The sequence below is a fragment of the Legionella nigrisilvae genome (assembly GCF_977063395.2).
In genome coordinates, this window is record NZ_CDRUGZ020000042.1 from 190,145 (window position 1) to 203,425 (window position 13,281).

Here is a 13,281-nt window from a genome sequence, read left to right on the forward strand (position 1 = left end):
CAAGATAACCATGAAAAGAAAATTCCCCCCAAGTGAACAGGAACAGCATTATTATAAAGAAGTGGGCACGAGCCTTGTTTGCATAGAAGATGAAGAAGAACAAAGAAAAATTGACCAATTTATGGAGCGGCACTCCACCCCCCCTCCACATACTTCCCGGGAATCCGGTTATTCATCCTATATGTTTCAAGGGAGTAGCGTGGCAGTGAATACTTCTATGGTAAAAAAACAAAAGATCGATAAAACTCACTATATTATTTCAAGAACATCTAAATCCCCTACTTTGCCGGTTTCTTGCTTGGCATCAACAGAGCATGTAATCGCTATGCAGGATAAAGTTGCGAATTTTAAATCAGAATCTGAACCTAAATCCAAACAGAATGTGATGTATCTAATTCCATTATCCTGTGGTACAAAAAAAATGAATGCTCGAGATGAAAAAAAAGCGATTTTGAGTCTCCTTCACAAATATGATAATACCCTGAATAAGAACAATGTCAGGATTTCATATACTAAAAAAACATCTGTTTTTACAATTAAGGCGAGTACACAAGTAGCAGATATTCAATTACTTGTTCGTGCGTTAAGAAGTGTAAAAAAATATAAAATTGTTGATTGTTCTTTTAAAGATATTGGCTTAAATCAGGGTATCTGCCTGGTTAAGAGGGATGCATCTAATCCCATTCATGCCTTGGTAAATATTGCAGATTCAGATTCTGAAAAAGGATTTCTTGAGCGAGACGCAGGGACAACATCTGGACGACATACAGGTGCTTATCAAGATTGCAATTGGACATTTAATTTCTTCACCAGTTTGGAAGATATGCGCAAAAGAACACAGTATCCTAGCAACGCCCTAGCTATAAAAATTTTTAATGCAAGCTAAGTTTTCTTTTTCCATACATAATTCATGCCTATCTATTTAAAGTAGGCCACTATACATTTAGGAGATCCTGTTTGTTGTGGAGCCTCATCATTTAATGTTAGGCTTCTCTCTGAAATTCACAAAAACTATATACTTATGGAGAGGTCTTTGATTAACCAAAAGTATAAAAAAGAACACCTCCCAATATTAGAAATATTCCTAATTTTTCTGAAGCTAGGATGCATTAGCTTCGGTGGCCCAATAGCTCATCTGGGTTATTTCCGCGATGAATTTGTGGGTCGGTTAAAATGGTTAAGCGACCATGCATATGCCGATTTAGTCGCATTATGTCAATTTTTGCCTGGACCTGCGAGTAGCCAAGTGGGTATTGCTCTTGGACTATCCAAAGGCGGTATTCGGGGTGCAGCTGCGGCTTGGCTTGGATTTACTCTACCCTCGGCTTTATTGATGGTAATGTTCGGTTTTGCTCTGATCCAGATAGGCATTCATGATAACCCTTCATGGCTACATGGCCTAAAAGTTGTGGCGGTGGCGGTTGTTGCCCAAGCACTTTGGGGAATGAGCCTTGCTTTATGCCCTGATAAAACCAGAGCAAGTCTTGCAGTATTGACCTGCATCGGCTCAAGCATGATTCCACATGCCAGCGGACAAATACTCATGATCCTAATTGGTGGCTTTTTTGGCTTATTTTTTCTTTCTCCCAAAAAATCACTCCCTCCTAGTGAATTAACAGTTAATCTCAGTAAACGCACTGGAATCATTGTATTGCTTGTTTTTTTTATTGTACTCACTTTATTACCCTGGTTATCTTCTTACCTCGCAAATTACCCTTTGCAACTATTTAATGCCTTTTATCAGGCAGGTTCTTTGGTTTTTGGTGGAGGGCATGTAGTTTTGCCTTTACTACAAGCGAAAGTTGTCCCTACTGGATGGGTTGATAATTCTATTTTTCTTGCTGGTTATGGTGCAGCACAAGCCTTACCTGGCCCCCTTTTTTCATTCGCAGCCTTCCTTGGTGCTGTATCAACCAATACCCCGAATGGATGGGTTGGAGCCTTGGTTGCTTTAATTGCTATTTTCTTGCCTTCGTTTTTATTGATAATCGGAGCATTGCCTTTATGGGATAATTTGCGTCAACATCCATCCATGCAACGAGCAATATTAGGAATTAATGCCGCCGTAGTGGGTCTTTTATTCACTGCTTTTTACCAACCCGTCTGGACCAGTGCAATTTTCTCATTAAATGATTATTTGTTAGCCATGACTGCATTTCTCTTGCTGCAATTTTGGCGTGTTCAAGCCTGGATTGTGGTCTTGTTTTGTGCCGTAGTAGCAGAGTTAGTACTATAAAGAGTTGTGTAAACAAATCAAATCATCATTTGGTGCGCCAAATTGACTTTTTTCCAAACGAAGAATAAGAATTTCTCTATTATCTGTGCCAGATAGTCCCCGCCCGTACTTTACCGCATTTACCGTTAGCACAACCTTTATTAACGCTTTTATGATAACATGTACCGTTATAGCACTTCGTAGAGCTTTTATGATATCCCCAAGCAGCAAAAGAGCTCGATACAAAACTGCTCATAATGAAAATCATTAAAATCTTTTGAATATTTTTTACTAACATTTGACACTCCACAGTTATATATTACCAATGATGGTCGTTAATAGTACATCTCTGCAGTTAGTATAGTTGAGTTTGATGCCTTGTGTTGATTTATGAATCTATAATCGAAGTGAATTGTGGTACCATTTGGAAATCTGACTGCTATTTTGAAAACTTATGCGAGATTTTTTTCAGGAAGTGCGCCAATTGCCTGGCAAAGAAAAACTTAACGTACTTGCTTTGATCATCACAAAGCTCTCTTTGCATAAGGCAGCAGTGGCCCAGGATAACCAATTTATTCGGTCAATAATTTCTGATCTAAAAAATTCTTTTCTTGATCATGAGCAATCTTTTGTGACCCTGGCATTCACTTTAAAACACCATTTAAGCCAACATCCAAACATTTCAGAACCTCTTAAATATTTTATTACCCATGTGATTGAAACAACGAATAATTCTGATTTTCTAAATTACTTTAAAAAGCCGAAGATCCATACTGAAGATCTTGAATGCCGAATAGCTCGTATTTTTGAATCCAATATCGCAACAGTCATGTTGCAAAATCTCAGCAAAACAACCTGGGATTGTATGAATAAAGTAAGTAACAACATCATTCAATTTATAGAATCAAACTATGATCAAAAAATCTTCGACGTTTTTCTGGAAAATTTAGGTCCTGATCCTGGTGAACCACAAAAGCCAAAGCTCGCTTTGGCTTTTGGACGCTATTCAATGACTCCAGATATTAAGGAGATTATAGAAACGCTTAAAGAACGAAGAAATTTCGCAAGAATCATGTTAATTCATTTTATGTTTATGCGAGATGTTTATTTTCATTTTGAGCTCCCTCTACAATCTCAAATGCATATCAAAGGCTTTAGATATGAAGGGAGTCTGAGACAATTTATTTTAGAAAATAAGACGGATATTGGTACTTTTTTCTGGAATTATTCTTCATTTCCCTTATATCATGATAGGGGTAGAGGCGAATTTAAATATTGTAGTTCCAAAAAGCTAGGTATCTGTATCAATCAAGAGGATCGTAAACAATTCCCCTCATTTGAAACGACATGGAATCCTGATTGCATTTGTCAGGAAGCAGATTTGGATTCAAAGTACACTCAGTCTCTTATTCATCGTGGCATCCCTTATGTTGCAGGCCCATCTGGAATGACCTCTTTGTTAAGTGCCAGTATGTTATTCATGGGGCAATTTCAAACCCTGGAAGAGCACTACCATTATATTTTAGCAATTATCGTGTTTATGGTAGGTGGAGGGCTCCATAGTATTCATGAAACCCTCACTGTGATTCATGAGCGCTTAGGCTTATTACCTAACTACAAAACGGATGGACCTCATGCAGGAAACTATAGCGATTTCTTTAAATTATTTAGGAACGATCAAGTAATATCAAGAAATATTAATCGTGCTTGGGAAAGTACAATGAGTTGGATGGTTGAACAATATCCTGAGCTAATACCCATTCAAAATTACCCGGAGCCCAAAGAGGCTGCTACATTTTTAGAACAATTAAATTCTATATTCTTTTGTTGTTCCTAAACAAAGGCCCTGCTTAAAGAACAAGAGAATTTCTTCTCTATCCAAGATAGGCTGCTGCTTAATAAACAAACAATGTGCTTAGATTGTATTATACTTATAAAAAAGTTTTTGATTATAAATTAACCTCAATATTTTTATAATGATATAAATACTAATTCATTTAAATTTATTTGGAGAATAACGTGTCAAAATGGGAAGAGCTACTTAAATCTTTATCCTTAAATCCTCAAAAGCTTGCTCCGCGCGACGTAAGCAAAGTTGAGCTATGGTATTTACAGAATGTTAGTAAACAACCTCTTTATGAAAATTCGACTACGGCGGATAAGAAACTAACGCTCTTAAAACAAGAGATTTCTCATTTTCTTGATACAGTTGTTGACATTCCCGTCGTCAAGTGTTCTGAAAAATTTGATCATTTAGGTGGTATGAATGCGATACAATACGCCAGTAAGAAGGGATATGATCTCTACTTGAATAAGATATTAGAACAAGATAGAAGTGCAGTTAATGTTGTCACAAATGGCCAATTATCTCCCTTGCATCTTGCTGCACTTTATGGCTACCCACTTACCACAACAGTATTACTTGAGCACGGCGCCAAATCTAATTTACCGACTCGACTTCATCAAACCCCAGCTCATTTAGCCCTGACCATGCCACCGTCTATTTTAGCTAAAGATAAACCGTGTCTCTTAAAAAGAAAGCAAACCATTTTTTATGACCTATGGGTTGATAATCCAAGAAGTATCAATGCAACTGATGACAGTGATAATACCTTAGCACATATTGCGGCTGAAAATGGATTTACTGACATTCTTAAAGATTTCCTTGATTATCCAAGCCTTCTTAAGATGAAGAATTCAGCTACTCATACTCCACTTCATTCTGCAATTTTAAATAACCAAAGCGAATGTGTAGACGTTCTAATCAAAGATGAAGCTTTATTAGCTATACCTGATAAAAATGGTCGATTGCCGATTCATTATGCCGCGATGTACAGCAAAGGATCCATGCTAGGGCAATTTGCGAGGAATCCTTATCTCGACGCTCAAGACCTTAATTTAAAAACCCCATTAATGTTAGCAGCCGAACAAGGACATACGGAACAGGTTAAGCTACTCATTCAAAAAGGTGCAAATGTGACATTGCAGGATCAATATGGAAAGGATGTTCTTCATTATGCATTGATGTCACTCAACGCTGAATTGGTCAACTGGCTGCTTACTAATGTTGAAGGGATCAATGTGAATCAACAAGATAAATCGGGACGAACCGCTCTAATGAATTTATTACATGAATTCCGCGAAGTAGACAAAGAGGAGCCCAACTTCCATAAAGTTGAGACATTAGTTAATACTCTTCTCGAAGCGGGAGCCCAGCTCGAGCTAACGGATAAAATGGATCAATCCCTACAAAGCTATATTAATAGCAAATGGGATCGGCCTGTTGTGAGTACACTCACCTAATTTACACTGCGTGGTGCCCTATGATAAATAAAGCCAAGTTATTTAAAAAAGAAGATGATGAGGATACTTATATAGACGATATTAATCGGGATATAGAAAAATTAAATCGTTTAATTGATGTTTATAACTTAGCTGCACATGCCCAAAAAGCGGAAGCGTTATTACAGGTGCGCCAACAATTACTGAAAATTGATGCGAATATTGGGGGTACCATAGCCGTTGTAATAATCGCTACAAACTTTCCTTACACTAAATTTTATCAAGATTTATCCAGAGAAATTCGCAATGAGTTGAATACTTTAGGGTGTCCTGGGTTCAGTGCGAAACAAATTAATCAATGGGACATTGAAACGTGTAAAAAGACTGATAGTATCCCTTCAGCTGGATTATTTGAAAAAGAAAACAAGCCAGATTTCTTTTCACAAATTTTCGGTACACAAACATCACCAGCAATAGGAAAAGCAACTCGTTTATTGAAAGAACTCGATCCTAGAATCGTTTCTGAAAATACCGAAGAAAATTATTACCAACTTTCTAGATTAAAACGATCTCTTCGTGATTTAATTGCATCGGAAACCATTTCTACCTCAGATAGAGAAAAATTAAATGATCTTATAGGTAGAATAAATAACCGCTTGTTTAACATAGTAAAAAATAATCCTCAATTACGTTCTAAAGTTTACCCCCCTGAAGATATCGATTTGGCTCAAACCATTGACAATTTAAGCTTTGAGCACGTAAAAAAAATTACCACGATGCTTATTAACCCCGGTGAGTTTGATGCTGAAACATTTCATCAAGAATTTGACCCAATAATCCCAGGAATAGAAAAATATGAAATAAAATTTTTAGGTGGTGAAAATTCTAAAAATTATTTGCTTACAGACAATGAAACCGGCTTGAGACAAGTATTAAAAATTACCCCCCATAAAGGAAATTACCGAAAAGCATATGAACGTCTTAAAGAAACCTCTGTTAGGGACAATATTGCAGAAGTATATGCGGGTCAACAAGCCATACAGCAGTATTTTAGTGATTACATGTATAGTCTTGAGCTGACGCAGTTTTGCGCTAAAGGGGATGTATTATCTCATGGCATGAAAATCCAAGCAAAAATTGCACTCATTGAAAAAGATATTGCAGGCACCATTGAAGAGACAGACCAGATAGAATTACAAAAATTATACGATGAATTTAAACTCACAGATGCAGATGAAGTTTCAGTTGAAGCTGAAGTTTTAGTGGATGAAAAACAAAAAATACTTGCTCAGCTAAAAGAAATCCAAATTTTGAATGCAGTCAATATTTATGGCCAAATGGCTGATACTTTTTTAAATTTTCAAGCAAATAATGCTTTTTTTCCGGATGCGAAGCCCACAAATTTTTTAGTGACCGAATTTGATCAGGTGCTTATCGCGGATACAAAATCGTTCATAAATACCGAAAATGGACTTGTCGATCCGGTTAAAATACAACGAGAAGGTTATTTACAATATACATTGGGATTTCGTTCCTTACAATTTGAACAGGCGGATCATGCTGGAGCATTATCCTTTTCTGCAGAGAAAGAACATTCCTATCTTATGGGTCTTAGCTTGTATTGTTATTTAACAGGAAGAGAGATTAACCATGTTCCTAAAGAAGCTAAAGATCATCCAGATTTTCTGAAGTGTGATGAGGACGTATTTCAATCCCCCAAAGGTCAAAAATTTAAAGCGCTGGTTCTCGGTTTAACTCATCCTGATGCCGATCAACGTTTCAGTGTACAGCAGGCAAAAGAAAGATTACAAGCTATTGCACATGATATCAAAGTAGAAAAATCGCCCTTCAAATCAAAATCTGAAGCCTATTTTTTTGCTTTGTACAACTTGATGGAGCTTGAAAAAAACGATAGTAATGCCCGTGACGCAATGAAAGAAATGAACACTATAGAAGAGATGAAAATCCTAATTGAAAATCATGAACAGGATCCAAAGAAAGCTGCTACTCTTCTAACTACTCTTGCAGAAAAAATTACAAATGAGGAACACCAAACATTGCTTCGTGACATTGCTTCAACTATTGAACATAGTGCCTATCAACAAACACTACAAGAAAAATATGAAAATCCATTAGCAAGGCGTTTTGAATCAGAAATGCAAATCGCATTACTCAAGAATCCGACGGATAAAATGATGGAATCCGTTAACCATGTATCCCAAGCCTTATTAAATGTTTTTGAACAAATAGAACACCAGGGCTACGGGGATATTTTGGATGAATTTGCAGAAAATTTGACAAGCGGAAAAGAGCAGACTGGGTTTGGCTCCCAGCCAGTACAAATTAATCTAGATCAAGTGAAACAAATTTTACAAAGAAATGACCCTAATGATTTTAATCAAATCATGTTTATCCAATTTCTCTTTGCGCAAAAGTGGATGAGAAAACTACCCGAGTCGATACTACCTCCTAATAGGAATGCGCCGACAGGGAAAATGCTTGAATTAGTCAAAGAATACAACAATGGAGAATATCGAGATAATCCCCAAGCATTTTTTCAAGAATTCGATGGCATGAAATTAAAATTTATTTCTGATATCCAGATATATGGTTCCGAATTATTTAGAGCGGATCCAACAAGAGGGCGCGAAGGAGGTCTACCTAATACGTTCTCAAGCCAAATGGGGCTTATGCGTGTAGGGCAAAATCAAGAGGGACTGGATGTAGACCGCTCTAGCTGGACTCCTGATTCAAAGTATCAAGAACCAAATCTAGATGCACCCTTTACTCGCGACTTAATTGAAAATGATGCAATCTATGCCGCAGGGCCATCCGGGATGACCAGTTTATTTATGGGGATCATGGAAAACTATGGGAATTTTACAAGTGTTGAAGCAAAGCAACACTATTTATCCGCGGTATCTGCGTATATGGTAAGCGGAGGGCTTCATAGCTTGCATGAGGTGCTTGGACCAGCTCAATACGCATTGGATCTGATCCCTGGTTATCAGGTATCACCTCCGAGTAAAGACACTGTTGCTAATCCACCTAATTTTCATCAATTTTATCAACAACAAATGAACTTAGATCCACAATTTGCCTCAAGATATCAGGAAGGCTGGCAAAAAATGATGGAAGCGTATGCCAAACAAAAAGAGCAATTTGTCCATGCCCCGGTCGCTAGTTTGTCCCCGGTTGAACAAAGAGTATTAGTGAGTAAATCTCCAGAAAATCCCTACGCAAATTTATCGGAAGACGAAATTCGCATGATGTTGCAAAAAAATCCTGAACTTAATCCTATTCATCTTCAAAAGGAGTTGGTGAATAAGGAAGAAGGAAAGTTTAAAGATAAAAAAGAGAATTATATTAAACAAAATTTAATAAAAATAAGTGTTTATTACATGAAAGGAGACGAACAAAAACTAGAAGAGGCCATTAACCTCCTACTTAAGACTGTATGTAAAACAAGAACCAATATTATGCAATCCTATTCTACATCAACAACATCCGCTATAAATTTAATTAATGAAATCTCTAAGGATGAAGGTTTAAGAAAAGTTTTTGGCATCCAAGGTGATAATCCAACTGACTGGAAGAAGGAACTTCAAGCCAAAATGGAAGCGGTCTGCAGCGATGAGAGCATCGTGGTCCCCGATTTTTCAGAAACTGCTAAAAATATAGCGATGTAAGACGGGAACCCCTTTAAAAGTAAAGCGACTTAGGTATTAGCCCTGCTCTAAAATTCCTACTAATCATTCAATGAAGATACCCAAAAACTGTTGACTTATTTGCAATTCAATGGTCGGTTGAGGAACCCTATTCTCGGTGATAAACTGCGCATGAAGATTAAAAAATGATTTTTAATTTTAAATTTTTATAAACTTGAAGGGTTAGGAAAATTCATGGGCAAGTCCTTAAGAGAATTGTTAAAAACAATAAGTAAAAATGCTAGAACCGAGAAAAAACTAAAGAAGCAATTAAAAGCCATTGAAGATCAAGCACAGAAAATTCTTAAAGAATCCAAAACACTCGATTTATTTGATGAGTCTTCTTATTTAGGATACACACCTCTGGAAGCAGCAATAAATTCAGGTTCTGTTGAAGTGTTCCAATTGTTAGTAAAGCTTGGAGCCAGCCCTTTTTTCAAACCCAAACCGGACCTGCCTTCTGTACTGGATCTTCTCGCAAATGATTATTTTTCTCCATTTTCTTCTAAGGATAAAGTATCAATATTTAAATGGGTTATGACCGATAAAGAGAGTCCCATATTCACTTGGGAAAAGCTCATTCAACATCCAAAGTTGTTTGAAGAATTTAAAACCGCAAAATTAATTCCTAAAAAGCAGTATTTAAATGAGCTTCCTCTTCATGTTGCAATTGCCGCTGGTCGCATAGATTTAGTTCGAAATATAATCCTTGCTGCAGGTAGCATTCAAAAAGCAGGTGACATCAGCCGAATGAGTGTTCTTAATCCAGCAATTATGGCTGTTCTTGATGGCCGAGAAAATTCATTACAGATACTAAACTATTTAATGCAACAAGGAGCCAATCCTCAAACTTCTGATGCGCTTAATTTACCTGCAATCATGCAAGTGATATCAGCTCCAGTGTTATATCGTCATAATGCACGAGAAGCAGCCATATTCGAAATCGTAAAAACACTGCTTGATCACGGGGCTACCCTTGATGTAACGAACCCGAATAATGGACACGTCCCCTTGATGGCTGCGATGAATTTGGGGTTTAAAAATCTATTTTATTTCTTATTGGAGAAAGCAGGTACAGCGACATTAAACCATCGTGCGAAACATTCTCCCTTCTATTTAATTTTTCAGTTATTTGAAGAAGATAACAAATTAAGACAACTCGATATTCTAAAACTCCTATCGACTCTCAAAGAGAAAGGAGCGGAGTTTGATAAAACCATTGAGCGTACTTTTTATACTGATCCGTTCAGCAGTAATGCTTATAGTAGTAAGATAAAAGTATCGGCAAAAAATATGACTTTGTTGCATTTCTACCTGGATAAGATGACTCGGACTGATGATTCGATGCAATCGATCGATAAACATCTTGCAATAATTCAAGCTTTAATCGCACATGGAGTAGATCCTCATGCGAAAGCCACATTTGTTTTAACTGAAGAGGTAAAGGATGAGACCTCATATTCTAGGACTAAAGAAGTCCAAACCCATCTTGAACTTACCGCGTCTGAATATGCTAAGAAAATCGCCGATAAAATCGTCAGTAGAGATTATTGGAACTCTGATGGTTTTCTGATTAAGACCTATCGCGATGAGAATGAATTTTTAAAGCATATAGACTATAAATCCAAAGAAGAACAAACAAGACTGCACAAAAAATTCCACAATTTTAGAAATCTGGAACGCGTTTTATCCGGAGAAAAACCTTTGCCATACGCGGGTCTACCTAATTGTGGGAAAATGGAAACCGCAGCGTTAAAAAAGCAACACTCAGTTGAGGAGGCTAAATCCCGGGTAAAATCCGTCCCCGTCCCCGTTATAGATGATCTCGATCCGAAACAATTTGAAGTTCAATTAATCAATGCCCGAGCCCAACAAAATCAAAAGGAGTGGCAAGAACTAAAAAATACGCTTGTGGAGCACGTCAAAGAAACCACATCATTAGAAGACTTTTTAGCGAAAGTAGAAGGCTTAAAAAAACCATTACAACTTCATTTCAATGTAACAACCAACACCAAGGGAGATGTTATCGGCTATGGTTCAGCGGTATATCGTTTCTTTCACTATTTTGATCCTTATAAATTTCCCAACTCATGGGAAACATTAAGAAAATTTGGCCAGGCTACCTACGGTGTAGACATCAATACCCCATACGAACAAAGTACTGCGTATCAATTTTAGGCCAAGACTGGATTTCCAGATACCGCGCTTTATGCGCGGTATCTAATTTTTTTCAATCAAACCTCATATTAATTGATACAAAACAATAAGTTAATCTGTATAATAATTCCCGGAAAACTGGGCGGAATATTCAATGAGTCGTTTCATTCTTAATCCATTTAATCTGTTTGCTACTTATAATATACAATGAATTCACTACATAAAATCGCAGAAAAGTATCTCACTGTAATTAAAAAATCACTTACTGGTTCATTAGACACTTCTCAACCAGACCACTGGCAATTTAACATTGCTTCCACCAAAGCCTTTAGGTCATTTATGACGAACGGACAAGTAAGAACACTTATCGGTCCTAAGCGCTTAGATAATATAGAACAATCAATCAAACATATAACGAGTAACCGTGTAGTGGGGGATGTTGTTGAAGCAGGATGCTGGCGAGGCGGTGCTTTATTGTATTTAAAAGCTTGTCTGAATGTTTATGGTGATCAGGACGTACCCAAAAGGAATGTTTGGGGTGCTGATTTATTCCCTGAATCAAGCTCCTTGGTGACTTCTTATTCTAAATTAATTCGTCTTAAAAGTTTATTAAAAATCAGAAGGCTTTTGCCCAAAAAATCTCAACAACGTTTGGCGAACTATGTGATGGAAGCCTTTCCTAATGAACAATATGATAAAACTACTTTAAGTAAGATTTTTGCTCTCGCCAATTCATTGACCTATATTAAAAAAGAATCATTAATTTCAACTTCTCATCAGGATCTTTTAGAGGCGTTCAAACGATATGATTTGTATGATGACACCATCAAATTAATGCCAGGCTGGTTTAAAGACACCTTGCCGCAAATGCAAGAGCAAATTGAACAGATTGCTCTTTTGCGGATTGACGCTGATTTTTATCAATCCACGTTGGATGTGCTTAACACCTTATATCCCAAGCTCGCGCAAAATGGTATTTGCATTATTGATGATTATGGTGGCTTTACTGAATGCCAAAGAGCGGTGGATGAGTATCGCAAACAACATCAGATTACTGAGCCCCTGGAGTCAGTTGACGGCACTTGTTATTACTGGATCGTGAAGAATCGCATCCACCAAGGAAGTTAAGATCTGACCTGGTCCCAGCTCAACAAAATCCAAATATCCCAAAGCTAAACAATATTCTATGCTTTGATGCCAAAATACAGGACTCACTAACTGCTGGCTAAGTAGTTTCGCCATCTCTATTGGACAATCAACATGTGCCCGTGCGGTTGCATTGAAGATGATGGGATATCGCGGTGGATTCAATTTGAATTCCTTGAGATAAGAATAAAAGGTTTCAGCAGCCTCATGCATCAAGGGTGAATGGAATGCACCGCTTACCTTTAAGGGAATAAAGCGTCCTTCAACGAATAATTTGGAACTGGCATCAATTGATTGCTTGGTTCCTGCAATTACGGTTTGCATTGGGGAATTATAATTAGCAATTACAACCGACAGTTGTTTTTTTTCGATAATCTCCTGGATTTGTGTCGGACTTATTCCTACAATTGCCGCCATGGCCCCTTCTTTAGCCTCACTCATCAATTCTGCGCGGCGTTTAACGATGTTTAATCCCGTCGCAAAATCGAAAACTTCAGAGGCATACAGTGCTGCATATTCCCCTAAACTATGTCCCAACACCATATCCACTTTTAAATCAGCTTTTCTCTCAAGCCAAGCCATAACCGAAATACAGTAAATGAGTGGTTGAGTGTATCGTGTTTGATTTATTACTTCGCTGAATACAGCTTGCTTAATGTCATAACCGAGGATTTGATTTGCTTGCTCCACCATCTCGGGAAATAATGTAAATAACTCCTTTCCCATCCCTTTGTGTTGAGATCCTTGTCCTGGAAATAATAATACACTCATAGC

8 protein-coding genes are annotated in these 13,281 nt (G+C 37.4%); 7 read left to right on the plus strand and 1 reads right to left on the minus strand.

From position 1 onward, the window contains the following. The first annotated feature begins 10 nt into the window (after window positions 1–10). The 7 genes from ACWTE2_RS29335 to ACWTE2_RS29365 all read left to right on the plus strand — a co-directional run bounded on the left by ACWTE2_RS29335 (window position 11) and on the right by ACWTE2_RS29365 (window position 12,489). Window positions 11–886 carry a hypothetical protein gene (locus ACWTE2_RS29335; RefSeq protein WP_454785522.1) on the plus strand — a complete coding sequence of 292 codons (876 nt, stop codon included), beginning with the start codon at window positions 11–13 and terminating at the stop codon, window positions 884–886. A gap of 147 nt (window positions 887–1,033) precedes the next feature. After that, window positions 1,034–2,236 carry a chromate efflux transporter gene (chrA, locus tag ACWTE2_RS29340; RefSeq protein WP_454785523.1) on the plus strand — a complete coding sequence of 401 codons (1,203 nt, stop codon included), beginning with the start codon at window positions 1,034–1,036 and terminating at the stop codon, window positions 2,234–2,236. Window positions 2,237–2,669: 433 nt separating this feature from the next. Next, window positions 2,670–4,052 carry a hypothetical protein gene (locus ACWTE2_RS29345; protein WP_454785524.1) on the plus strand — a complete coding sequence of 461 codons (1,383 nt, stop codon included), beginning with the start codon at window positions 2,670–2,672 and terminating at the stop codon, window positions 4,050–4,052. A gap of 182 nt (window positions 4,053–4,234) precedes the next feature. Further along, the gene (locus tag ACWTE2_RS29350; protein WP_454785525.1) at window positions 4,235–5,518 is read left to right on the plus strand and encodes an ankyrin repeat domain-containing protein; all 1,284 of its coding nucleotides are present in this window, start codon (window positions 4,235–4,237) and stop codon (window positions 5,516–5,518) included. Between the two features lie 20 nt (window positions 5,519–5,538). Then, on the plus strand, window positions 5,539–9,186 hold the full coding sequence (locus ACWTE2_RS29355; RefSeq protein WP_454785526.1) for a hypothetical protein: 3,648 nt from the start codon (window positions 5,539–5,541) through the stop codon (window positions 9,184–9,186). A gap of 213 nt (window positions 9,187–9,399) precedes the next feature. After that, a complete protein-coding gene (locus ACWTE2_RS29360; protein WP_454785527.1) occupies window positions 9,400–11,382 on the plus strand; it encodes an ankyrin repeat domain-containing protein in 1,983 nt (660 codons plus the stop codon). Between the two features lie 186 nt (window positions 11,383–11,568). After that, window positions 11,569–12,489 (plus strand): TylF/MycF/NovP-related O-methyltransferase, encoded by a 921-nt coding sequence (locus ACWTE2_RS29365; RefSeq protein WP_454785528.1) that lies wholly within the window; start codon window positions 11,569–11,571, stop codon window positions 12,487–12,489. Here ACWTE2_RS29365 and fabD read toward each other — a convergent pair. Continuing rightward, entirely contained in the window at window positions 12,430–13,278 is an 849-nt protein-coding gene (gene fabD / locus ACWTE2_RS29370; protein ID WP_454785529.1) for an ACP S-malonyltransferase, read from the minus strand. The two genes, ACWTE2_RS29365 and fabD, sit on opposite strands and share 60 nt — an antisense overlap. Between the last annotated feature and the right edge of the window lie 3 nt (window positions 13,279–13,281).

Coding starts and splice junctions, on each gene's coding strand:
- ACWTE2_RS29335 (WP_454785522.1), top strand. CDS start 11: ATGAAAAGAAAATTCCCCCCAAGTGAACAGGAACAGCATTATTATAAA.
- ACWTE2_RS29345 (WP_454785524.1), top strand. CDS start 2,670: ATGCGAGATTTTTTTCAGGAAGTGCGCCAATTGCCTGGCAAAGAAAAA.
- ACWTE2_RS29355 (WP_454785526.1), top strand. CDS start 5,539: ATGATAAATAAAGCCAAGTTATTTAAAAAAGAAGATGATGAGGATACT.
- ACWTE2_RS29360 (WP_454785527.1), top strand. CDS start 9,400: ATGGGCAAGTCCTTAAGAGAATTGTTAAAAACAATAAGTAAAAATGCT.
- ACWTE2_RS29365 (WP_454785528.1), top strand. CDS start 11,569: ATGAATTCACTACATAAAATCGCAGAAAAGTATCTCACTGTAATTAAA.
- fabD (WP_454785529.1), bottom strand. CDS start 13,278: ATGAGTGTATTATTATTTCCAGGACAAGGATCTCAACACAAAGGGATG.